We start from the raw sequence: 20,689 nt of genomic DNA, 5'->3' as shown, positions 1-20,689 counted from the left end.
GTGGGAGGGAGCAAGCCCCCTCCCACATTTGATTTCAGCGCCTGTTAGAGCTCGCCGAGACCATCGATCAGCGCCTGGTTCTGCTCCGGCGTACCGATGCTGATCCGCAGGAATTGAGCAATTCGCTCCTGCTTGAAGTGACGCACAATCACCCCTTGCTCACGCAGCTTGGCGGCCAATCCGGCTGCATCGTGCCGTGGGTGGCGAGCGAAGATGAAGTTGGCGGCCGAAGGCAGCACCTCAAAGCCTTTAGCCTCCAGCTGTGCGACCAGCGTGTTGCGGCTGTCGATCACCAACCGGCAGGTCCTGTCGAAGTACTCACGGTCGTCGAACGCCGCCGCCGCGCCGACAATCGCCAGGCGATCCAGCGGGTAGGAGTTGAAGCTGTTCTTGACCCGCTCCAGCGCCTCGATCAGGTCCGGGTGGCCCACGGCCAGGCCCACGCGCAAACCGGCCAGTGAGCGCGACTTGGACAGGGTCTGGGTCACCAGCAGGTTGGGGTAACGGTCCACCAGGCTGATGGCGGTTTCGCCGCCGAAGTCGATATACGCCTCATCGACCACCACCACCGAGTCGGGGCTGGCCTTGACGATCCGCTCCACCGCATCCAGTGCCAGCACGCAGCCGGTCGGCGCGTTCGGGTTGGGGAAGATAATCCCGCCGTTGGGCCTGGCGTAGTCCGCGACACGGATCTGGAACTGCTCGTCCAACCGCACCGGCTCGGACTTGATGCCATAGAGGCCGCAGTACACCGGATAGAAGCTGTAGCTGATATCCGGGAACAGCAGCGGCAGGTCGTGCTGGAACAGACCGTGGAAGATGTGCGCCAACACTTCATCGGAACCGTTACCGAGGAACACCTTGCCGGCGTCGATCCCGTAGTACTTGGCCACGGCCTGCTTGAGCAGGTCGCTGTTGGGGTCCGGATACAGGCGTAGGTTGTCGTTCAACTCGCCCTGCATCGCAGCCAGCGCCTTGGGCGACGGGCCGTAGGGGTTTTCGTTGGTGTTGAGCTTGACCAGTTTGGTCAGCTTCGGCTGTTCACCAGGTACGTAAGGCACCAGGTCCTTGACGAACGGGCTCCAGAATTTGCTCATCTCAATTACCTTTCTTGTCGTCAAGGATGCGGTATTCAGCGCTGCGGGCGTGAGCGCTCAGGGATTCACCACGGGCCAGCACCGAAGCGGTCTTGCCCAGTTCGGAGGCACCCTGTGGGGAGCAGAAGATAATCGACGAGCGCTTCTGGAAGTCATACACCCCCAGCGGCGACGAGAATCGCGCGGTGCCGGAGGTCGGCAACACGTGGTTCGGGCCCGCGCAATAGTCGCCCAGGGCTTCGCTGGTGTGGCGGCCCATGAAGATCGCACCGGCGTGGCGAATCGATGGCAGCCACGCTTGCGGGTCGGCCACCGACAGTTCCAGGTGCTCCGGCGCGATGCGGTTGGCCACTTCGATGGCCTGCTCCATGTCACGCACCAGGATCAGGGCACCACGGCCATTGATTGACTTCTCGATGATCTCGGCGCGGTCCATGGTCGGCAGTAGCTTATTAATGCTGGCGGCGACCTTGTCGAGGAACTCGGCGTCCGGGCTGACGAGGATCGCCTGGGCGTCTTCGTCGTGCTCGGCCTGGGAGAACAGGTCCATGGCGATCCAGTCCGGATCGGTCTGGCCGTCGCACACCACGAGGATTTCCGAGGGGCCGGCGATCATATCGATGCCGACCTGGCCAAACACGTGGCGTTTGGCGGTGGCGACATAGATGTTGCCCGGGCCGACCACCTTGTCGACCTTCGGCACGCTTTCGGTGCCATAGGCCAACGCCGCGACAGCTTGAGCGCCACCGATGGTGAACACCCGGTCCACGCCGGCGATGCAAGCGGCTGCCAGCACCAGCTCGTTGATTTCACCGCGCGGGGTCGGTACCACCATGACCACTTCAGTCACGCCCGCCACTTTGGCGGGAATCGCGTTCATCAACACCGATGACGGGTACGACGCCTTGCCACCCGGCACGTAGAGGCCCGCCCGGTCCAGCGGCGTGACCTTCTGGCCCAGCACGGTGCCGTCGGCCTCGGTGTAGCTCCAGGAATCCTGTTTCTGCTTTTCGTGGTAGCTGCGCACGCGTGCTGCCGCGACTTCCAGGGCTTCGCGCTGTGGTGCGGTGATGCGCGTCAGGGCCAGTTCCAGGCGTTCGCGAGGCAGGATCAAGTCTGCCATGGACTTGACGTCCAGGCCGTCGAACTGGCGGGTGAAATCCACCAGCGCTGCGTCACCGCGCTCGCGCACAGCCTTGATGATGTCGAGTACTCGCTGATTGACCGAGTCGTCGGACACGCTTTCCCAGCTCAGCAAATGATCCAGATGATGGGCGAAATCCGGGTCGGCAGCGTTGAGTCGGGCAATTGCAGTGGACGTGGTCATAGCGAGGGCCTCAATAGAATTGGCAAAAACTCAGGCGCCCTAAACTAGCAGTCGTTTCCGCTTGGGCACCTGAGAATTCTGGCTATGAGGCGGATAGACGGGCGCAGCTTTTCAGCTACGCGGGTAGGTCAACCGCGGTGTCGAGACTCCACGGCGGTGCGCAGGGTGTCGATCAACGCCTGGATACGGGCGTGTTGCATCTTCATCGATGCTTTGTTGACGATCAGGCGGGAACTGATGTCGGCGATAAAGTCCTGAGGTTCGAGACCGTTGGCACGCAGGGTGTTGCCGGTGTCGACCACGTCGATGATCTTGTCGGCCAGGCCGATCAATGGCGCCAACTCCATCGAGCCATAGAGTTTGATGATATCGACCTGACGGCCTTGTTCGGCGTAGTAGCGCTTGGCGACGTTGACGAACTTGGTGGCCACGCGCAGGCGGCCCTTGGGCTCGACATCACCGACACGGCCGGCGGTCATCAGCTTGCACAGGGCAATACGCAGGTCCAGCGGCTCGTACAGGCCCTGGCCACCGTACTCCATCAGCACGTCTTTACCGGCGACGCCCAGGTCGGCCGCGCCATGCTCAACGTAGGTCGGCACGTCGGTAGCCCGCACGATCAGCAGACGGACGTCATCCTGGGTCGTGGGGATGATCAGCTTGCGGCTCTTGTCCGGATTCTCGGTCGGCACGATGCCCGCTTCAGCCAGAAGCGGCAAGGTGTCGTCAAGGATGCGGCCCTTGGACAGTGCGATGGTCAACATGGGAAACGTCAGTCCTTCATCAGGCTATTGCTGTCCGGACGCAAACGGCGCCAGACACAGATCGAGGCCATTACAGCCTCGATTTGAAACCAATTCAGCGAGCGGCCAGCGGGTACCGGCTGTGGTGAACGGGCTTGCCCGCTCACCACAGCAAGCCCGGGGCTAGCCCGGTACGCGGCGGATCTTGGCGCCGAGCATCTGCAGTTTTTCTTCGATGCACTCGTAACCACGGTCAATGTGGTAGATGCGGTCGATCAGGGTATCGCCTTCAGCGATCAATGCCGAAATGACCAGGCTGGCCGAAGCGCGCAGGTCAGTCGCCATCACCGGCGCGCCCTTGAGCTTCTCGGTGCCGGTGACGATGGCAGTGTTGCCCTCGACCTGGATCTTCGCGCCCATGCGGTGCAGTTCATAAACGTGCATGAAACGGTTTTCGAAAATGGTCTCGATTACCGCGCCGGTGCCTTCGGCAATGGCGTTCAGGGAGATGAACTGCGCTTGCATGTCGGTCGGGAAGGCCGGGTACGGAGCGGTACGCACGTTGACGGCCTTCGGACGCTTGCCGTGCATGTTCAGCTCGATCCAGTCTTCACCGGTGGTGATTTCGGCACCGGCTTCACGCAGTTTTTCCAGGACCGCTTCCAGGATAGTCGGATCGGTGTCCTTGACCTTGACGCGACCACCGGTAACGGCGGCGGCAACCAGGTAGGTACCGGTTTCGATGCGGTCGGGCATGACCTTGTAGGTGGCGCTGTGCAGGCGCTCTACGCCGTCGATGGTAATGGTGTCGGTGCCAGCACCGGAAACCTTCGCACCCATGGCGTTCAGGAAGTTGGCCAGGTCGACCACTTCCGGCTCGCGCGCGGCGTTTTGCAGCACGCTGCGGCCTTTGGCCAGGGCCGCGGCCATCATGATGTTCTCGGTACCGGTCACGCTGACGGTATCAAAGAAGAAGTTCGCGCCACGCAGGCCGCCTTCCGGTGCCTTGGCCTTGATGTAGCCGCCTTCGACGTCAATGACTGCGCCCATGGCTTCCAGGCCACGGATGTGCAGGTCCACCGGACGCGAACCGATGGCGCACCCACCGGGCAACGCCACTTCGGCTTCGCCGAAACGAGCAACCATCGGGCCCAGCACAAGGATCGACGCACGCATGGTTTTCACCAGTTCGTACGGGGCGATCAGGGTTTTGATGGTGCGCGGGTCGATTTCGACCGCCAGCTTCTCGTCAATCACCGGCTCGATGCCCATGCGACCGAACAGCTCGATCATGGTGGTGATGTCGTGCAGGTGTGGCAGGTTGGCCACGGTTACCGGGCCATCGCACAGCAGGGTCGCTGCCAGGATCGGCAAGGCGGAGTTTTTCGCACCGGAAATGCGGATCTCGCCATCAAGGCGGGCACCGCCGGTAATAATCAATTTATCCATAAGAATCTCGACGCCTTGGGGGCTCAGGTGCGCTCGGCCCAGGCCGCGCGGCTGAAAAATTTCATAGTGACCGCATGGATGCTGCCATCGGTGATCCATGGGTTCAAATGGGCATAGATCTGCTGCTGACGCTTGACCGGGCTCAATGCCGCCAGTTCATCGCTAATCACATTCAGCTGGAAATTGCAGCCTTCGCCTTCAACTTCAACAGTCGTTTCCGGCAGCTTTCCTTCAAGGAAGCTCTTCACTTCGTTGGCCTGCATGCTCAACCTCTATCGGCGCCCAGTGCGCACGGGTCGCACATCATACAAAAAAGCCCCGCGCCTGCGAACCCCGCATAGCAGGACTCTGACGGGGGGCTTCTTAATAATGTGTATTAAGGATGCGCCAGCAGCTCGGTTAACCCGGAAACTTCGGCGATTTCGCGCATGTCTTCCGGCAAAGCGCGGACGCTGACCGGCTTTTTGGCCGCGCCTGCGTCACGCATGAAGCACAACAGCAACGACAAACCAACACTGCTGGACTTGGTCACCGCCGAGCAATCCAACACCAGCGCCGGAGCATTGCTGGCCATGATCAGGGCCTGGCCCTGTTTGCGCAGGTCCGGCCCGGTGCGGTAATCCAGCACGCCGCTGAGGAACAACTCCCCGGCGTCGCCAAGACGAACAGCCGACTCGGTCATTGCGCGGACTTCCCTGCTTCCTTGTCGGAAGTTTCCTTGGCCTTGGCGACTTCACCGGCCCAACCGTTGATGGTCTTGTCCAGATCATTGCCATTACGCTGCATGGCGTCGGCGAACTGGTCACGGAACAGCTTGCCGATGTTGATGCCGTTGATGATCACGTTACGCAGCTTCCACTCGCCGTTGACCTTCTCCAGCGTGTACTGCACAGGGTAAACGGCGCCATTGTTGCCCTTGACGCTCATGTTGACGCTGGTGCGATCACCCGACTCATCGCCGGCTGGGGCGACGGTAATGCCCTGGTTGTTGTATTCAAGCAGCGCGTTGCCGTAGAACTGGAACAGGCCTTTCTTGAAGTTTTCCTGGAAGGTCTGCATCTGCGCCGGGGTAGCCTTGCGCGAATACTTGACCGTCATGATGCTGCGGGAAATACCTTCGGCATCGACAACCGGGCCGACGATGGTATTGAGCGCGTTATAGAACTGACTGGGATCTTGCTTGTACTTTTCCTTGTTGGCCGACAGGTCGGCCAACATCTTGTTAGTAGTGTCCTGCACCAGTTCGTGCGCAGAACCCGCCGCGTTAGCCATCAATGGCAGCGCTGCAAGCAGTACCAGGAGGCCACGTCGCAAGGTAGAGATCATGTACACATTCCTCATTTGGCGTCTTTATTGACCGTATTGAGCAGGAATTTACCGATCAGGTCTTCCAGTACCAACGACGACTGTGTGTCGTGGATGGTCGAGCCATCCTTGAGCAGGGCTGTCTCCCCGCCCACGCTGACACCGATGTACTTCTCGCCCAGCAGACCCGCAGTGAGGATAGATGCAGTGGAGTCAGTCGGCAGATTATCGACCTTCTTGTCCAGTTGCATCGTCACTCGACCGGTGAAGCTGTCGCGGTCCAGATCGATTGCCGTGACCTTGCCGATGGTGACACCGGCCATCGTCACTTTAGCTCTGACAGTCAAACCGGCGATATTGTCGAAATATGCGTAAAGTTTATAAGTATCGGCGGTGGGGCTGGCCGAAAGGCCGCTGACTCGCAGGGCCAGCAACAGTAAAGCCAGGATGCCAGCCAGCAAGAAAAGGCCGACACCGATTTCCACAGTGCGGTTTTGCATCAGAAATCTCCAAACATCAAGGCGGTCAAAATGAAGTCAAGACCCAGTACCGCCAGCGAGGCGTACACAACGGTCTTGGTGGTGGCGCGACTGATCCCTTCTGAGGTGGGCTCACAGTCATAGCCTTGGAAAACGGCGATCCAGGTCACGACAAAAGCGAAGACAATGCTCTTTATGATGCCATTGAGCACGTCACCGCTGAAGGTCACGCTGTTCTGCATGTTGCCCCAGTACGAGCCGTCATAGACGCCCAGCCAGTCGACCGCCACCCAGGAACCGCCCCAGATCCCCACCACACTGAAGATCATCGCCAGCAGTGGAAGGGAAATGAAGCCGGCCCACAGGCGCGGGGCAACAATGTACTTGAGCGGGTCCACGCCGATCATTTCGAGGCTGGACAATTGCTCGGTGGACTTCATGTTGCCGATCTCGGCGGTCAACGCCGAACCGGCACGGCCCGCAAACAGCAACGCAGTGACCACCGGCCCCAGCTCACGTAGCAGCGTAAGGGCAACCATCTGCCCAACGGCCTGCTCCGAACCGTAGCCGGAAAGGATATTGAAGCCCTGCAACGCCAGCACCATGCCGATGAAAATCCCGGAAACCACGATGATCACCAGGGACATCACGCCTACCGAATGCAGCTGCTTGATCAACAGGCCGAAGCCGCCGCCAATGCCACCGCGCCCGAGCAAGGCGTGGAACAGGAAAATAGTCGAACGGCCCAGCACTTCGACAATGTCGATGCCGGAGCGACCGAAAAGGCGAACCTTCTCGATTAGAGATGTCTTGCGCATCAGCGCTTCCCCAGAAGATCTGAGCGGTAATCCGCCGCCGGAAAGTGAAAAGGCACAGGGCCATCGGGATCGCCGGTCATGAATTGGCGAATGCGCGGGTTATCGGCGTTCATCAGTTCTTCAGGCGTGCCCTGCCCCAATACCTGGCCATCGCCTACCACATAGAGGTAATCGGCAATGCTCGCGGTTTCTGCAAGATCGTGGGACACCACGATGCTGGTGATGCCCAGTGCGTCGTTGAGCAGGCGGATCAAGCGCACCAGAACGCCCATGGCGATCGGGTCCTGGCCGACGAAGGGCTCGTCGTACATGAGGATCTGGGGGTCGAGGGCAATCGCGCGCGCCAGGGCCACACGCCGCTTCATACCGCCGGAGAGCTCGTCGGGCATCAGGTCGATAGCTCCGCGAAGGCCCACGGCCTGCAGTTTCAGCAGGACAATGTCACGAATCATTTCATCAGACAGCTGGGTATGCACTCGCAGCGGAAAGGCCACGTTCTCGAACACATCCAGGTCGGTGAACAGCGCACCGCTCTGGAACAGCACACCCATGTGCTTGCGCGCATCGAACAGATCGCTGCGCGACAGCGTCGGCAGGTTCTGGCCGTTGACCCACACTTCGCCGGCGCTGGGGCGCAATTGCATGCCCATCAGGCGCAACAGGGTGGTCTTGCCGCAACCGGACGGCCCCATGATGCCCGTGACCTTGCCACGGGGAATGCGAATATCGACATTATTGAAGATGCTGCGCGTCCCGCGCTTGAAGGTCAGTCCCTTCAGCTCGACCGCGTAAGCGTTATCGGCACTCATCTAAACTCCTTGGGATGCAGCCTTTCACTCAGACACCACGCATGCGATAAACCTATTCAACGGTTACGCAACAGATAGCCACGTGGGCTGGGCGGACCGAACTGGCGGCGAACTATATCACTGCTGGTACAACGCGCCCAAGGCCGGAACGGTGCTTGTTCAGATCCGGGACAGTGAAAAAACGTTGCCAGGCATGAATCTCGGGCTAGCGCGGAATAAAGCCTGACGAACTTGTGTGAGGGAATTGATCATTACCGCTATAATCGCCGACTTTTCGTCAGGCTATACGATTTCAGACATGAGCCAATCCAGCGACCTTATTCAATCCGCGCAACGCACCATCCGCCTCGAGCTTGAAGCCGTAGAAGGCTTACTGGCGCATATCGACGCAGATTTCGTACGCGCCTGCGAGATGATTCTGGCCAGCAAGGGCCGCGTTGTCGTGGTCGGCATGGGCAAGTCCGGCCATGTCGGCAACAAAATCGCCGCCACCCTGGCCAGCACCGGGACCACCGCGTTCTTCGTGCATCCGGCCGAAGCGAGCCACGGCGACATGGGCATGATCACCAAGGATGACGTCATCCTGGCGCTGTCCAACTCCGGCACCACCAACGAAATCGTGACCTTGCTGCCACTGATCAAGCGCCTCGGGATCCAGATGATCAGCCTCACCGGCAACCCGGACTCGACGCTGGCCAAGGCCGCCGAGGTGAACCTCAATGTTCACGTGGCCCACGAGGCCTGCCCGCTGAACCTGGCACCGACCTCCTCCACCACCGCCGCGCTGGTCATGGGCGATGCGCTCGCCGTGGCGTTGCTGGAAGCCCGCGGGTTCACCGCCGAGGACTTCGCGTTTTCACATCCTGGCGGAGCCCTGGGCCGCCGCCTGCTGCTGAAAGTCGAAAATGTCATGCATTCGGGCGATGAATTGCCCCACGTCCAGCGCGGCACCCTGTTGAAGGACGCGCTGATGGAAATGACCCGCAAGGGCCTGGGCATGACCGTGATCCTGGAAACCGACGGTCGCCTGGCCGGCGTGTTTACCGACGGTGATTTGCGCCGCACCCTGGACCGTACCATCGATATTCACACCGCCACCATCGACGCGGTCATGACCCCTCACGGCAAGACCGCACGCCCTGAAATGCTGGCAGCCGAAGCATTGAAGATCATGGAAGACCACAAGATCGGCGCGCTGGTAGTGGTCGATAGCCACGACCATCCGGTTGGCGCCCTGAATATGCACGACTTGCTGCGTGCGGGAGTGATGTAAATGACCAGCGACCTGCTGCAACGCGGCAAACACATCAAACTGGCGATTTTCGACGTAGACGGCGTGCTGACTGACGGGCGCCTGTATTTCCTCGAAGATGGCAGCGAATTCAAGACGTTCAACACCCTCGACGGCCAGGGCATCAAGATGCTGATGGCGGCGGGCGTGCAAACGGCGATTATCAGCGGTCGAAAAACCCCCGTTGTGGAACGCCGCGCACAAAACCTGGGAATTGCTCACCTGTATCAGGGTCGCGAGGATAAACTGGTGGTTCTGGACGAGCTTCTTGGCCAACTCAACCTAAGCTATGAGCAGGTCGCCTACCTGGGTGATGATCTGCCGGACTTGCCGGTCATTCGCCGAGTGGGCCTGGGCATGGCGGTCGCCAATGCGGCGGCATTCGTTCGCGAACACGCCCATGGCATCACCACCGCCCGTGGCGGAGAAGGCGCTGCCCGCGAGTTCTGCGAGCTGATCCTGCGTGCCCAGGGCAGCCTTGAAGCGGCCCACGCCGCCTACCTATAGAGCGTTTTATGTTGAGCAAAAAGATTCGCAACTTCCTGCTATTCGGGGTCATCGCCGCGCTATTCCTGGCGGTGGGCTACTGGAATATCAGCCCGGAGCGCTTCCTCGACCAACCTGCCGCGCAGGTCGACGAAGGCGCTATCGACTATTACGCCACCAACGCCTACAGCGTGCAGTTCCTGCCGGACGGCAAGGTGCAGTACGAAATGACCTCGGACAAGGTCGAGCATTTGAAGACGACCGAAGTCACCCTGCTGACCAATCCGGACCTGAACCTGTATCGCGGCACTGAGTTTCCGTGGCACGTCACCAGCAAGCGTGGCGAGGTGAACCCGGACGGTACCGAGGTAGAACTGATTGATTCGGTGCGTGTTGCACGCACTGACGCCCAGAAACGCGACACGGTGATTACTACCAGTCGCATGACCGTATTCCCGCAGAAGCAATATGCGCAGACCGAGCAAGACGTTAGAATCGACGGCGCTGGCGGTGTATCGACTGGCAAGGGAATGAAAGCGTATTTGAAAGAAAGCAGGATACACCTGCTATCGAACGTAAGAGGACAGTATGAGGCTCGTTAAAACTCTCCCTATTTTGCTCAGTCTGGGCGCAGCACTGGGAAGCGTGAGCGCCTGGGCTCTGCCGAACGATAGCCAGCAGCCGATCCACATCTCGGCTGACGATGCGCAACTGGATGACAAGCAAGGTGTAGCGACCTACACCGGCGGCGTGATCATTACCCAGGGGTCGATGAAGATCACCGGCAATACCGTGACACTGACGCGCACCCCAAACGGTGATATTGACGTCGTGACCTCGGTGGGCAACCTGGCTTACTTCGAACAGAAGCAGTCGGCTACCGATACAGGCCCGATGAAGGGCTACGGCAAGACCATCCAGTACCATGCCCAGCAGAACCGCATTGTATTGATCGACCAGGCCAAGGTGCTGAGCCCCGATGGCAACTCCACGGAAGGTGAAAAAATCACCTATGACACCGTGAAGCAGATCGCCAACGCCGGTCGAGCCAATGGCAACAAGGTAACTGCGCCACGTCCGCGTATCGACATGGTTATCCAGCCGAAGAAGAAGGCCGAGTAATGGCAACCCTGAAAGCCCAGCATCTGGCCAAGGCCTATAAAAGCCGTCAGGTCGTGCGCGACGTCAGCCTGTCGATCGACAGCGGCCAGATCGTCGGCTTGCTCGGCCCCAACGGCGCCGGCAAGACCACATGCTTCTATATGATCGTCGGCCTGGTCCAGGCAGATCAGGGTCGCGTACTAATCGACGACCTGGATGTCAGCCATCAGCCGATGCACGGCCGTGCTCGCGCCGGTATCGGCTATCTCCCGCAAGAAGCCTCGATCTTCCGCAAACTGTCGGTTGCCGACAACATCATGGCTATCCTTGAGACCCGCAAGGAACTCGACCGTGACGGCCGCCGCCAAGAGCTGGAAAGCCTGCTGCAGGAGTTCCACATCAACCACATTCGCGACAACCTTGGCATGAGCCTGTCCGGTGGCGAGCGTCGTCGCGTGGAAATCGCCCGCGCCCTGGCGACCGCGCCAAAGTTCATCCTGCTGGACGAACCGTTTGCCGGCGTCGACCCGATTTCGGTCGGCGACATCAAGCAGATCATCCATCACCTCAAGGCCAAGGGTATCGGCGTATTGATCACCGACCACAACGTGCGTGAAACCCTCGATATCTGCGAAACCGCGTATATCGTCAACGATGGCCAGTTGATCGCCGAAGGCGATTCCGCGACCATCCTGGCCAACGAACTGGTCAAGGAAGTGTACCTGGGTCACGAGTTCCGCCTGTAAAACCACCTGTATGAACAGGGGGTGGCAGGTCGTTTGTCCGAAGCGCGCGTACCAAAGAAAAACCTACGGTTTTTTTATTGTTACCGCGCTCTAGGCAAAGCCCTCGATATCAGGCATATAATTTGCTTATGTTTGGCGCTCACGCGCCCTGTCGTGGATGGCGCATTGCGCCGGCGAATAAGGTGTTAAGCCCCTGCCATGAAACCATCGCTAGTCCTGAGAATGGGCCAGCAGCTGACGATGACACCGCAGCTGCAACAGGCCATCCGCCTGCTCCAATTGTCGACCCTGGACCTGCAACAGGAAATCCAGGAGGCCCTGGAGTCCAATCCGATGCTCGAACGCCAGGAAGAAGGCGACGACTTCGATAATGCAGACCCGCTGGCCGACAACATCGAGCAAAAAACCAATTCCGACGTGCAGGAACCCTCCTACCAGGAAACCGCCCCAACGGTGGATAACCTTGAGGAAGGCGACTGGAACGAACGCATTCCCAACGAACTCCCGGTGGATACCGCCTGGGAAGACGTCTACCAGACCAGCGCGAGCAGCCTGCCCAGCAACGATGATGACGAGTGGGACTTCACCACCCGCACCTCCGCCGGCGAAAGCCTGCAGAGCCATCTGTTGTGGCAACTGAACCTCGCACCGATGTCCGACACCGATCGCCTGATCGCCGTCACGCTGATCGATTGCATCAACAACCAGGGTTATCTGGACGAGACGCTCGAGGAGATTCTGGAGGCCTTCGACCCTGAACTGGACATTGAGCTGGACGAAATCGAAGCCGTCCTGCACCGCATCCAGCAGTTCGAGCCTGCGGGCATTGGCGCCCGCTCCCTGAGCGAATGCCTGTTGCTGCAACTGCGCCAGCTGCCCGCCAAGACACCTTGGCTGGCTGAAGCCCAGCGCCTGGTCACCGATTACATCGACCTGCTGGGCAGCCGCGACTACAGCCAGTTGATGCGCCGCATGAAGCTCAAGGAAGATGACCTGCGCCAGGTTATCGAACTGGTGCAAAGCCTCAACCCGCGCCCGGGCTCGCAGATCGAGTCCAGCGAAGCCGAATATGTGGTCCCTGACGTGATTGTGCGCAAGGACAACGAACGCTGGCTGGTGGAATTGAACCAGGAGTCGGTGCCACGCCTGCGGGTCAACCCGCAATATGCCGGTTTTGTGCGCCGCGCCGACACCAGCGCCGACAACACCTTCATGCGCAACCAGTTGCAGGAAGCCCGCTGGTTCATCAAGAGCCTGCAGAGCCGTAACGAAACCCTGATGAAAGTTGCCACCCAGATCGTCGAGCATCAGCGCGGCTTCCTGGAATACGGCGACGAGGCGATGAAGCCTCTGGTGCTGCATGACATCGCCGAGGCGGTAGGCATGCACGAATCAACGATTTCACGGGTGACGACGCAAAAATTCATGCATACCCCACGGGGTATATATGAGCTCAAATACTTTTTCTCCAGCCATGTCAGCACCTCCGAAGGCGGCGAATGCTCGTCCACGGCGATCCGCGCGATCATCAAAAAACTGGTTGCCGCGGAAAATCAGAAAAAGCCGTTGAGTGACAGCAAGATCGCTGGTTTACTGGAGGCACAAGGCATTCAGGTCGCCCGTCGAACCGTCGCCAAGTACCGCGAGTCCCTTGGGATCGCGCCTTCCAGCGAGCGTAAGCGTTTGATGTGACGGGCGGGCCACAGCGTTCCAGTGGCAGGCGTCTTTGCCTGCCGCTTTATGCACTGGCAACGAAGGAGAAGCTGTATGCAAGTCAACATCAGTGGACACCAGCTGGAAGTCACCAAGCCCCTGCGTGAGTACACCGAGAGCAAGCTGAACAAGCTTGCGGGGCATTTTGACAAGATCACCAACGTGCAGGTCATCATGGAGGTCGATAAGCTCAAGCAGAAAATCGAGGCCACCCTGCACGTACCGAATGCCAAGCTCGTCGCCAATGCTGAGCATGAGGACATGTACGCGGCGATTGACTCGCTCTACGACAAGCTGGACCGCCAACTCATAAAGCATAAGGAAAAGAATCTGCACCTGATGCAAGGTACAGGTCGTTAACTCTCCCCCCATGATCCGACTTGAAACCATCCTGACCCCCGGCCGTTCCCTCGTGAACGTGCCGGGCGGCAGCAAGAAAAAAGCCCTTGAACAAATTGCCAACCTGATCGCCCGCGAAGTGCCGGATCTGGAGATGCAAGTTGTCTTCGAGGCACTGGTTGCCCGTGAAAAACTCGGTTCCACCGGTTTTGGCAACGGCATCGCCATTCCTCACTGCCGCCTCAAAGGCTGTGACACCCCCGTGAGCGCCCTGCTGCATCTGGAAGCTCCGATCGATTTTGACGCCATCGACGGCGCCCCGGTTGACCTGCTATTTGTGCTGCTGGTCCCGGAAGCCGCCACCGATGCGCACCTGGAACTGCTCCGGCAGATCGCCAGCATGCTCGACCGCAAGGAGGTACGCGACAAACTGCGCAGTGCCAGCAGCAACGCGGCGCTGTATCAAGTTGTCCTGGATGAACAAAACGGGCAGTAATCATGCGTTTGATCATCGTCAGCGGCCGCTCAGGCTCGGGTAAAAGCACCGCCCTCAATGTTCTTGAGGACAGCGGCTTCTATTGCATCGACAACCTGCCCGCCGGCCTGCTGCCGGAACTGGCCGAACGGGCGCTTATCCACACCGAGTTGGCGCAACCCCTGGTGGCGGTTTCGATTGATGCCCGCAACTTGCCCAGCCATCTCTCGCGCTTCCCGGAACTGCTTGAGGAAGTGCGCGCCAAACATATTCATTGTGATGTGCTGTACCTGGACGCTGACGAAGAGACACTGCTCAAGCGCTTCTCCGAAACCCGTCGACGCCACCCCCTCAGCAGCCCCCACCGCTCCCTGGCCGAAGCCATCGAGGATGAAACCAAGCTGCTGGGGCCGATCATTGACCTGGCCGACCTCAAGATCAACACCACCAGCCTCAACCTGTATCAATTGCGTGACGCCATCAAGTTGCGCCTGCTCAACCAGCCCGAACCCGGTACGGCGTTTCTGGTCGAGTCATTTGGTTTCAAGCGGGGGATGCCGGTGGATGCCGACCTGGTGTTCGATGTGCGCTGTCTGCCCAACCCCTACTGGAAACCTGAACTGCGCGAGCAGTCCGGGTTGGACCAACCTGTGGCTGAGTATCTGGCCGCACAGCCTGATGTGGAGGAGATGTTCCAGGACATTTCCAGCTATTTGCTCAAATGGTTGCCACGCTTTGCCGCGAGTAACCGGGCCTATGTCACGATTGCCATTGGCTGCACAGGCGGCCACCACCGCTCCGTCTACCTGACCGAGCGCCTGGGCCAGGTGCTGCAACAAACCCTCAAGAACGTCCAGGTCCGCCACCGCGACCTTAGCTGAAAGGAACACCCCCGCGATGCCCGCTCTGGAAATTGAAATCATCAACAAGCTGGGTTTGCACGCCCGAGCCTCGGCCAAGTTCGTCGGCGTTGCCGGGCAGTTTCCCTGCCAGATCCGCGCCGGGCGCACCCCGGAAACCATGGTCGATGGCAAAAGCATCATGGCCATGATGATGCTGGCTGCCGGCAAGGGCACAAAGATTCATTTGAAGACCGAAGGCGAGCAAGAGCAGGAAGCGCTGGACGCCCTGGTGGCGCTGATCAACAACTACTTTGACGAGGGCGAATAAACCCGCTTTTGACTCAGGCACGAGGCCGCAATGGCCTCAGCCCAACGCAGTATCCATCACCATCATCAAGCAGAACCCGATGCACAAGCCAAGGCTGGCCAGCTTTTCGTGGCCATTGCGGCGCGATTCGGGGATGACTTCGTGAGTCACCACCAGCAACATCGCCCCAGCCGCCAATGCCAGCCCCAAAGGCAACAACACTTGTGCGAGGCTCACCAACCAGGCGCACAGCACGGCGAATACCGGCTCTACCAAACCTGAGGCCGCGCCGATCAGGAATGCCTTGACCCGCGACATCCCCGCCCCCGCCAATACCAAGGCAATCACCAGGCCTTCGGGCACATCCTGCAAAGCAATGCCCATGGCCAGGCTGTCGGCATCCGGCATGCCGCCACCGGCGGAAACGCCGACCGCCATGCCTTCCGGAATGTTGTGAGCGATAATGGCGAACACAAACAGCCAGATGCGTGGAGGAATCACCGGTTTGTCGGGGCTACCCACCAGCATCTCCGGGCTGGCTCCAGAGACCTTGCGGTCGACCAGATACAACCCGAACGCCCCCAGCATGATGCCCAAGCTGATCAAGCCGCCAGCGCCCCAGGGCGAGAGCCCCAGGCTTTGCGCCGCAGTAATACCCGGCACGACCAGCGAAAAGGCGGTTGCCGCCAGCATCACTCCAGCACCAAAGCCCAGCAAGGTATCGCTCAAGGCTACCGGCATCCGCCGAATCACCAGCACCGGAACCGCGCCCAACGCCGTGCCAAGCGCGCATATCGCCCCGCCCTGCAACGCGCGCAGGATGCGCGGCGCCAGGTCCAGCCAGGCCAGCCCATGGGCCACCAGCAATGCAGCCCCCGCCAATAGCAGCAGCGAACCAAACGCATAACGAAACATCCGCACGCTGCTGATCGCCAGTGTTTCAGTACCCATAGTCGGCCTTAGATCTTGTTATGAAGACGAATGTCAGGCCAGAGCGGCCTGATAGCGTGCGGCGACTTCTGGCCAGTTGATAACGCTGTAGAAGGCATTGATGTATTCAGGACGACGGTTCTGGTACAGCAAGTAGTAGGCGTGCTCCCAGACATCCAGGCCAAGGATGGGCGTGTTGCCGCTCATCAACGGGCTGTCCTGGTTGCCGCTGCTTTCCACCACCAGGGTCTTTTGCGGCGTAACGCTCAGCCAGGCCCAGCCACTACCGAAACGCGTCAATGCGGCTTTGGTGAACGCCTCCTTGAAGCTATCGAAGCCGCCCAACTGGTCGTCAATCGCCTTGCCCAGTGCGCCCTCGGGCTTGCCCCCCCCTTTAGGTGACATCACCGCCCAGAACAACGAATGGTTGGCATGACCACCACCCTGGTTGATCACCGCCGCACGCAGTTTTTCCGGCAGTTGCTGAACGCTGGCCACCAGTTTCTCCACCGGCCAACCGGCGAACTCAGTGCCCTCTACCGCCGCGTTCAAGTTGTTGATGTAGGTCTGGTGATGCTTGGTGTAGTGAATCTCCATGGTTTGCGCATCGATATGCGGTTCCAGGGCGTCGTAGGCATAAGGCAAGGCAGGCAGGGTGTAAGTCATATCAATGTGCTCCGTATTGAGGCGTATTCGGCTGCGCCGCAGTACCGCCCAGCAGGCGATGGGTACGCGGGTACTCGCCGTGATCGCTGATGAAATTCAACAGTTCGACGTAGGTCTTGCTGCTCTGGCGCAGCGCTGCTTCGCGTAATTGCGGGCTCAAGCGCAAGTCCTGCATGGCCTGCAGCAGGCGCTGGTGGATGGCACACAGGTATTCGGCGCTTTCTTCCGGCTGGTTGAGGCGCAGGTGCAGGTCCGCCAGGTTGTGATGGGAAATGACACAGGCTGCCACTGCTTCGTCAGCATCCGCCCAGCGTTCGAACAACACGTGGGCCAGGGCCAGGGCCTGCAAATAGGCTTCGCGAGCGTCCACCAGTTCGCCCCGCATAAAGCAGCGATTGGCGCGTTCGATCGTGCGTTTCCAGTGCTCCATGGTGAGCCTCCAAAGCAGGGTCTGTGGTTATACGCCGCCGGCCGTGAGCTTTTCCGGATCCAACAGGATTTCCAGCTGGCTGCGAGGCAAGTCGGTGTGCTCAAGGGCGACATCAATCACTGGACGGCCCTGCTGATAGGCTTGTTTGGCGATTTCAGCGGCCTTTTGGTAACCAATGATCGGGTTGAGTGCGGTGACCAGAATCGGGTTGCGCGACAGCGCTTCCTTGAGCTTGGCTTCGTTGACTTTGAAACTGGCGATGGCTTTGTCTGCCAGCAGGCGGCTGGAATTGGCCAGCAACTCGAGGCTGCTGAGCAGGTTTTGGGCAATGATCGGCAGCATTACATTCAGCTCGAAGTTGCCGGATTGGCCCGCGACGGTGATCACCGTGTCATTGCCGATTACCTGGGCGGCGACCATCGCAGTCGCCTCCGGGATCACCGGATTGACCTTGCCCGGCATGATCGAAGAGCCGGGCTGCAAGCCTTCCAGCTCGATTTCACCCAGACCGGCAAGCGGGCCGGAGTTCATCCAGCGCAGGTCATTGGCGATTTTCATCAACGACACGGCGGTAGCTTTCAACTGTCCGGAGACGGCGACAGCGGTGTCCTGGGAGCCGATCAACGCGAACAGGTTCTTGCCGGGGGTGAATTTAACCCCCGTCAGCCCGCTTAGTTGCTGGCTGAAGCGTGCGGCGAATTCAGGATGCGCGTTAATCCCGGTGCCCACCGCCGTGCCGCCCTGTGCCAGGGCTTGCAGGCTTGGCAACAAGTCCTGCAAATGACCGATATTGGCCTTGAGTTGCTGCGCCCAGCCATTGAGCACCTGGCTCATGCGCACCGGCATGGCATCCATGAGGTGCGTGCGCCCGGTTTTGATGAACGGGTGAACCTCTTCGGCTTTGCGCTCGATCACCTGCACCAGGTGCAGCAGGGCCGGCAATGTTTGCTCATGCAGCACCAGCGCGGCACTGACATGGAGGGTGGTCGGAATGATGTCGTTGCTGCTTTGCCCACAGTTCACGTGGTCGTTAGGGTTGACCGCCTCACCGAGCAAACGGCTGGCCAGGGTAGCGATCACTTCGTTGGCGTTCATGTTGGAGCTTGTGCCGGAACCGGTCTGGAAGATATCCACCGGGAAATGCGGCATGAAATCACCTTCAAGCAAACCCTGGGCGGCATCGACGATGGCCTTGCCCTGCCCTTCACTGATCTGCTTGAGGTCGACGTTGACCTTGGCGGCTGCGGCCTTGGCCAGAATCAGCGCACGAATGAATTGCGCCGGCATGGGTTGGTGGCTGATCGGAAAGTTATTCACCGCGCGCTGGGTTTGGGCGCCATACAGGGCCTCGGCAGGTACTTGCAGTTCGCCCATGCTGTCGCGTTCGATACGGGTGTTACTCATCGTTAGATCCTTGCACCAAGTCGGAGTGAGAAATCGAAGGCAGCAATTGGCACGTCGCCAATTGCCAGGCAAAGGTCTGCCAGCGCTTGAGGCGGCAGGCACAGTGGGAGAGTTTTTCCAGGTCACGCAGCGGTCGCCAGGCCTGGTCCAGGCACATGGAGCGCCAATGCCAGGGCAACGCGATATCGCTGGCGGTGTCGATCAACAGACGGAAAGAGGTTTCAGCGATCGTCCACGGATGAGTCGCGGTGCAGCACGCCAGGTATCGCCCCTCATTGAGGTAATGTTCGATCAGGCGAGGCTCATTGGGATCGAGGCCGCAGCGAATCTGACGACTCATCCAGCGCCAGCTTTCCAGGTACGGATCCTCATGCAGGACAGAACTCATGATCCACACTCATTCGGTAATGATATTTATTATTAAATGATATTGAGAATCAAAGCAACGCCAACATGGTCTTCCACTTTTCCTGCGCCCATAAAAAAAGCGCGCTATCCGGGGATAGCGCGCTTCTTATTTGTGGAACGAGTCGGTCAGCTGCCCGCGACGGTCATCCGCTCGATTAGTACCGAACCCGTGCGAATATTGCTACGCAATTCCAAGTCATTACCTACCGCGACGATTTGTTTGAACATGTCGCGCATATTGCCGGCGATGGTCACTTCCTGGACGGCGAATTGAATCTCACCGTTTTCCACCCAAAAGCCCGCCGCGCCACGGGAATAATCACCGGTAACCATGTTCAAGCCGTGCCCCATCAATTCGGTCACCAGCAGGCCACGCCCCATACGCCGCAGCAGCGCCGCCTGGTCTTCGTCGCCATGAGTTACGAACAGGTTATGCACGCCGCCCGAGTTGGCAGTACTTGGCAGGCCAAGTTTACGGCCGGCGTAGGTGCCCAGCACGTAGGACACCAACTCACCCTTCTCGACGAACGGTTTGGCATAGGTCGCCAAGCCATCACCATCGAACGCCGCGCTGCCCATGGCGCGCATCAAGTGCGGTCGCTCATCGATGGTCAGCCAGTGCGGAAACAGTTCCTGGCCAATTGCCCCCTCAAGAAACGACGACTTGCGATACAGGTTGCCGCCGGAAATCGCCCCCAGGAAACTGCCGAATAACCCACCGGCCAGTTCCGCCGAAAACAGCACGGGCACCTCACAGGTCGGCACCGGGCGTGCGCCCAAACGACTCGCGGCACGTTGTGCGGCGCGCTGGCCAATACTCACAGGGTCTGCCAGCAATTCACCCTGGCGGTTTACGTCATACCAGTAATCACGCTGCATCTGGCCATTGGCCTCGGCGATCATGACGCAGCTCAAGCTATGGCGGGTGGACGCATAACCGCCGATAAAACCATGGCTGTTACCGTATACGCGGCAACCCTGATGGGTGCTCAATGTGGTGCCATCAGCGTTCTTGATGCGGGCATCAGCATCGAACGCGGCGGCTTCGCAGGTCAGTGCCTGTTCAATGGCCTGCTCTGGCGTGATGTCCCAGGCGTGGAACAGATCAAAGTCTTTCAAGTCCTTGGCCATCAACGCCTTGTCGGCCAGGCCTGAGCTTTCGTCCTCGGAGGTGTGCTTGGCGATGGCCAACGCGGCGGCCACGGTCTCACGAATCGCGTCCAGGCCACTGGCCGAGGTACTGGCTGAGCCTTTGCGCTGCCCCACGTACAAGGTGATGCCAAACCCCTGGTCACGGTTGAACTCAACGGTTTCCACTTCCCGCTGGCGTACCGACGTTGACAACCCCTGCTCCAGCGACACCGCGACTTCACACGCACTGGCCCCCTGGCGCTTGGCCTCGGCAAGGATCTGCTCGACTTGTTCCTGCAGGGCCGGTAACGCTTGTGGGCCGACGCTTTGGGCTGCACTCATGGTTTTCTCCACTCAAATTCTGCTTTCGGTTAAGGCCATCGAGCGACCGGG

Annotated in this window: 26 protein-coding genes; 10 read left to right on the top strand and 16 right to left on the bottom strand. The window is 59.7% G+C overall.

Annotated elements, in window-relative coordinates; genetic code table 11:
• Window positions 1–44: 44 nt before the first annotated feature.
• From hisC to KSS96_RS05250, 10 genes are all read right to left on the bottom strand, one after another.
• A complete protein-coding gene (gene hisC / locus KSS96_RS05295; protein WP_065877280.1) occupies window positions 45–1,097 on the bottom strand; it encodes a histidinol-phosphate transaminase in 1,053 nt (350 codons plus the stop codon).
• A gap of 1 nt (window position 1,098) precedes the next feature.
• Window positions 1,099–2,424 carry a histidinol dehydrogenase gene (gene hisD, locus KSS96_RS05290; RefSeq protein ID WP_017526142.1) on the bottom strand — a complete coding sequence of 442 codons (1,326 nt, stop codon included), beginning with the start codon at window positions 2,422–2,424 and terminating at the stop codon, window positions 1,099–1,101.
• 128 nt (window positions 2,425–2,552) lie between these two features.
• A complete protein-coding gene (gene hisG, locus KSS96_RS05285) occupies window positions 2,553–3,188 on the bottom strand; it encodes an ATP phosphoribosyltransferase (RefSeq protein ID WP_003171824.1) in 636 nt (211 codons plus the stop codon).
• Between the two features lie 162 nt (window positions 3,189–3,350).
• Window positions 3,351–4,616 carry a UDP-N-acetylglucosamine 1-carboxyvinyltransferase gene (gene murA, locus KSS96_RS05280; protein WP_017526140.1) on the bottom strand — a complete coding sequence of 422 codons (1,266 nt, stop codon included), beginning with the start codon at window positions 4,614–4,616 and terminating at the stop codon, window positions 3,351–3,353.
• 23 nt (window positions 4,617–4,639) lie between these two features.
• A complete protein-coding gene (locus KSS96_RS05275) occupies window positions 4,640–4,879 on the bottom strand; it encodes a BolA family protein (protein WP_003171818.1) in 240 nt (79 codons plus the stop codon).
• A 113-nt stretch (window positions 4,880–4,992) separates the two neighbouring features.
• A complete protein-coding gene (locus KSS96_RS05270; RefSeq protein WP_017526139.1) occupies window positions 4,993–5,298 on the bottom strand; it encodes an STAS domain-containing protein in 306 nt (101 codons plus the stop codon).
• Entirely contained in the window at window positions 5,295–5,942 is a 648-nt protein-coding gene (locus tag KSS96_RS05265) for an MlaC/ttg2D family ABC transporter substrate-binding protein (RefSeq protein ID WP_017526138.1), read from the bottom strand. The genes KSS96_RS05270 and KSS96_RS05265 overlap by 4 nt, the downstream gene beginning before the upstream one ends.
• Before the next feature lie 11 nt (window positions 5,943–5,953).
• The gene (mlaD, locus tag KSS96_RS05260; protein ID WP_003171814.1) at window positions 5,954–6,421 is read right to left on the bottom strand and encodes an outer membrane lipid asymmetry maintenance protein MlaD; all 468 of its coding nucleotides are present in this window, start codon (window positions 6,419–6,421) and stop codon (window positions 5,954–5,956) included.
• Window positions 6,421–7,218 carry a lipid asymmetry maintenance ABC transporter permease subunit MlaE gene (gene mlaE / locus KSS96_RS05255; RefSeq protein ID WP_017526137.1) on the bottom strand — a complete coding sequence of 266 codons (798 nt, stop codon included), beginning with the start codon at window positions 7,216–7,218 and terminating at the stop codon, window positions 6,421–6,423. The genes mlaD and mlaE overlap by 1 nt, the downstream gene beginning before the upstream one ends.
• The gene (locus KSS96_RS05250; RefSeq protein ID WP_003171811.1) at window positions 7,218–8,027 is read right to left on the bottom strand and encodes an ATP-binding cassette domain-containing protein; all 810 of its coding nucleotides are present in this window, start codon (window positions 8,025–8,027) and stop codon (window positions 7,218–7,220) included. Before KSS96_RS05250 ends, mlaE begins: the two co-directional genes overlap by 1 nt.
• A 298-nt stretch (window positions 8,028–8,325) precedes the next feature.
• On the opposite strand from KSS96_RS05250, the gene KSS96_RS05245 reads away from it, so the two are divergent.
• The 10 genes from KSS96_RS05245 to KSS96_RS05200 all read left to right on the top strand — a co-directional run bounded on the left by KSS96_RS05245 (window position 8,326) and on the right by KSS96_RS05200 (window position 15,348).
• Complete coding sequence (locus KSS96_RS05245; protein ID WP_017526136.1) at window positions 8,326–9,300, top strand: KpsF/GutQ family sugar-phosphate isomerase; 975 nt, start codon at window positions 8,326–8,328, stop codon at window positions 9,298–9,300.
• Window positions 9,301–9,825 (top strand): KdsC family phosphatase, encoded by a 525-nt coding sequence (locus KSS96_RS05240; RefSeq protein WP_003171809.1) that lies wholly within the window; start codon window positions 9,301–9,303, stop codon window positions 9,823–9,825.
• An 8-nt stretch (window positions 9,826–9,833) separates the two neighbouring features.
• Complete coding sequence (lptC, locus tag KSS96_RS05235; RefSeq protein ID WP_017526135.1) at window positions 9,834–10,406, top strand: LPS export ABC transporter periplasmic protein LptC; 573 nt, start codon at window positions 9,834–9,836, stop codon at window positions 10,404–10,406.
• Window positions 10,393–10,926, top strand: coding sequence for a lipopolysaccharide transport periplasmic protein LptA (gene lptA / locus KSS96_RS05230; protein ID WP_017526134.1), 534 nt, complete (start codon window positions 10,393–10,395; stop codon window positions 10,924–10,926). Before lptC ends, lptA begins: the two co-directional genes overlap by 14 nt.
• The gene (gene lptB / locus KSS96_RS05225; protein WP_004372092.1) at window positions 10,926–11,651 is read left to right on the top strand and encodes an LPS export ABC transporter ATP-binding protein; all 726 of its coding nucleotides are present in this window, start codon (window positions 10,926–10,928) and stop codon (window positions 11,649–11,651) included. Before lptA ends, lptB begins: the two co-directional genes overlap by 1 nt.
• A gap of 198 nt (window positions 11,652–11,849) precedes the next feature.
• Window positions 11,850–13,343: an RNA polymerase factor sigma-54 gene (locus KSS96_RS05220; RefSeq protein WP_065877281.1), complete on the top strand. Its 1,494-nt coding sequence runs from the start codon at window positions 11,850–11,852 to the stop codon at window positions 13,341–13,343.
• A 75-nt stretch (window positions 13,344–13,418) separates the two neighbouring features.
• A complete protein-coding gene (hpf, locus tag KSS96_RS05215; RefSeq protein ID WP_003171804.1) occupies window positions 13,419–13,724 on the top strand; it encodes a ribosome hibernation-promoting factor, HPF/YfiA family in 306 nt (101 codons plus the stop codon).
• A 10-nt stretch (window positions 13,725–13,734) separates the two neighbouring features.
• Complete coding sequence (gene ptsN, locus KSS96_RS05210) at window positions 13,735–14,199, top strand: PTS IIA-like nitrogen regulatory protein PtsN (RefSeq protein WP_017526132.1); 465 nt, start codon at window positions 13,735–13,737, stop codon at window positions 14,197–14,199.
• 2 nt (window positions 14,200–14,201) lie between these two features.
• A complete protein-coding gene (rapZ, locus tag KSS96_RS05205) occupies window positions 14,202–15,059 on the top strand; it encodes an RNase adapter RapZ (RefSeq protein WP_017526131.1) in 858 nt (285 codons plus the stop codon).
• A 16-nt stretch (window positions 15,060–15,075) separates the two neighbouring features.
• Window positions 15,076–15,348 (top strand): HPr family phosphocarrier protein, encoded by a 273-nt coding sequence (locus KSS96_RS05200; RefSeq protein ID WP_068936328.1) that lies wholly within the window; start codon window positions 15,076–15,078, stop codon window positions 15,346–15,348.
• A gap of 36 nt (window positions 15,349–15,384) precedes the next feature.
• On the opposite strand, the gene KSS96_RS05195 is transcribed toward KSS96_RS05200, so the two are convergent.
• From KSS96_RS05195 to pmbA, 6 genes are all read right to left on the bottom strand, one after another.
• Window positions 15,385–16,278, bottom strand: coding sequence for a ZIP family metal transporter (locus KSS96_RS05195; RefSeq protein WP_017526129.1), 894 nt, complete (start codon window positions 16,276–16,278; stop codon window positions 15,385–15,387).
• Between the two features lie 33 nt (window positions 16,279–16,311).
• Window positions 16,312–16,923, bottom strand: coding sequence for a superoxide dismutase (locus KSS96_RS05190; protein WP_017526128.1), 612 nt, complete (start codon window positions 16,921–16,923; stop codon window positions 16,312–16,314).
• 1 nt (window position 16,924) lies between these two features.
• Window positions 16,925–17,353, bottom strand: a complete 429-nt coding sequence (locus tag KSS96_RS05185) for a DUF2753 family protein (RefSeq protein ID WP_017526127.1) — start codon at window positions 17,351–17,353, stop codon at window positions 16,925–16,927.
• Between the two features lie 27 nt (window positions 17,354–17,380).
• Window positions 17,381–18,757, bottom strand: coding sequence for a class II fumarate hydratase (locus KSS96_RS05180; RefSeq protein ID WP_017526126.1), 1,377 nt, complete (start codon window positions 18,755–18,757; stop codon window positions 17,381–17,383).
• Window positions 18,750–19,145: a hypothetical protein gene (locus KSS96_RS05175; protein ID WP_017526125.1), complete on the bottom strand. Its 396-nt coding sequence runs from the start codon at window positions 19,143–19,145 to the stop codon at window positions 18,750–18,752. Before KSS96_RS05175 ends, KSS96_RS05180 begins: the two co-directional genes overlap by 8 nt.
• Window positions 19,146–19,291: 146 nt before the next feature.
• Entirely contained in the window at window positions 19,292–20,638 is a 1,347-nt protein-coding gene (pmbA, locus tag KSS96_RS05170; protein WP_065877284.1) for a metalloprotease PmbA, read from the bottom strand.
• Window positions 20,639–20,689 lie beyond the last annotated feature (51 nt).

The organism is Pseudomonas asgharzadehiana, assembly GCF_019139815.1.
GTDB classification, from domain to species: domain Bacteria; phylum Pseudomonadota; class Gammaproteobacteria; order Pseudomonadales; family Pseudomonadaceae; genus Aquipseudomonas; species Aquipseudomonas asgharzadehiana.
Note: the sequence above shows the minus strand (reverse complement) of the source record. Positions and strands in the feature narration are given on the sequence as shown.

Bases quoted from the DNA above. Each gene is read 5' to 3' on its own strand.
- hisC (WP_065877280.1), bottom strand. From the start codon at position 1,097: ATGAGCAAATTCTGGAGCCCGTTCGTCAAGGACCTGGTGCCTTACGTA.
- hisD (WP_017526142.1), bottom strand. From the start codon at position 2,424: ATGACCACGTCCACTGCAATTGCCCGACTCAACGCTGCCGACCCGGAT.
- hisG (WP_003171824.1), bottom strand. From the start codon at position 3,188: ATGTTGACCATCGCACTGTCCAAGGGCCGCATCCTTGACGACACCTTG.
- murA (WP_017526140.1), bottom strand. From the start codon at position 4,616: ATGGATAAATTGATTATTACCGGCGGTGCCCGCCTTGATGGCGAGATC.
- KSS96_RS05275 (WP_003171818.1), bottom strand. From the start codon at position 4,879: ATGCAGGCCAACGAAGTGAAGAGCTTCCTTGAAGGAAAGCTGCCGGAA.
- KSS96_RS05270 (WP_017526139.1), bottom strand. From the start codon at position 5,298: ATGACCGAGTCGGCTGTTCGTCTTGGCGACGCCGGGGAGTTGTTCCTC.
- KSS96_RS05265 (WP_017526138.1), bottom strand. From the start codon at position 5,942: ATGATCTCTACCTTGCGACGTGGCCTCCTGGTACTGCTTGCAGCGCTG.
- mlaD (WP_003171814.1), bottom strand. From the start codon at position 6,421: ATGCAAAACCGCACTGTGGAAATCGGTGTCGGCCTTTTCTTGCTGGCT.
- mlaE (WP_017526137.1), bottom strand. From the start codon at position 7,218: ATGCGCAAGACATCTCTAATCGAGAAGGTTCGCCTTTTCGGTCGCTCC.
- KSS96_RS05250 (WP_003171811.1), bottom strand. From the start codon at position 8,027: ATGAGTGCCGATAACGCTTACGCGGTCGAGCTGAAGGGACTGACCTTC.
- KSS96_RS05245 (WP_017526136.1), top strand. From the start codon at position 8,326: ATGAGCCAATCCAGCGACCTTATTCAATCCGCGCAACGCACCATCCGC.
- KSS96_RS05240 (WP_003171809.1), top strand. From the start codon at position 9,301: ATGACCAGCGACCTGCTGCAACGCGGCAAACACATCAAACTGGCGATT.
- lptC (WP_017526135.1), top strand. From the start codon at position 9,834: ATGTTGAGCAAAAAGATTCGCAACTTCCTGCTATTCGGGGTCATCGCC.
- lptA (WP_017526134.1), top strand. From the start codon at position 10,393: ATGAGGCTCGTTAAAACTCTCCCTATTTTGCTCAGTCTGGGCGCAGCA.
- lptB (WP_004372092.1), top strand. From the start codon at position 10,926: ATGGCAACCCTGAAAGCCCAGCATCTGGCCAAGGCCTATAAAAGCCGT.
- KSS96_RS05220 (WP_065877281.1), top strand. From the start codon at position 11,850: ATGAAACCATCGCTAGTCCTGAGAATGGGCCAGCAGCTGACGATGACA.
- hpf (WP_003171804.1), top strand. From the start codon at position 13,419: ATGCAAGTCAACATCAGTGGACACCAGCTGGAAGTCACCAAGCCCCTG.
- ptsN (WP_017526132.1), top strand. From the start codon at position 13,735: ATGATCCGACTTGAAACCATCCTGACCCCCGGCCGTTCCCTCGTGAAC.
- rapZ (WP_017526131.1), top strand. From the start codon at position 14,202: ATGCGTTTGATCATCGTCAGCGGCCGCTCAGGCTCGGGTAAAAGCACC.
- KSS96_RS05200 (WP_068936328.1), top strand. From the start codon at position 15,076: ATGCCCGCTCTGGAAATTGAAATCATCAACAAGCTGGGTTTGCACGCC.
- KSS96_RS05195 (WP_017526129.1), bottom strand. From the start codon at position 16,278: ATGGGTACTGAAACACTGGCGATCAGCAGCGTGCGGATGTTTCGTTAT.
- KSS96_RS05190 (WP_017526128.1), bottom strand. From the start codon at position 16,923: ATGACTTACACCCTGCCTGCCTTGCCTTATGCCTACGACGCCCTGGAA.
- KSS96_RS05185 (WP_017526127.1), bottom strand. From the start codon at position 17,353: ATGGAGCACTGGAAACGCACGATCGAACGCGCCAATCGCTGCTTTATG.
- KSS96_RS05180 (WP_017526126.1), bottom strand. From the start codon at position 18,757: ATGAGTAACACCCGTATCGAACGCGACAGCATGGGCGAACTGCAAGTA.
- KSS96_RS05175 (WP_017526125.1), bottom strand. From the start codon at position 19,145: ATGAGTTCTGTCCTGCATGAGGATCCGTACCTGGAAAGCTGGCGCTGG.
- pmbA (WP_065877284.1), bottom strand. From the start codon at position 20,638: ATGAGTGCAGCCCAAAGCGTCGGCCCACAAGCGTTACCGGCCCTGCAG.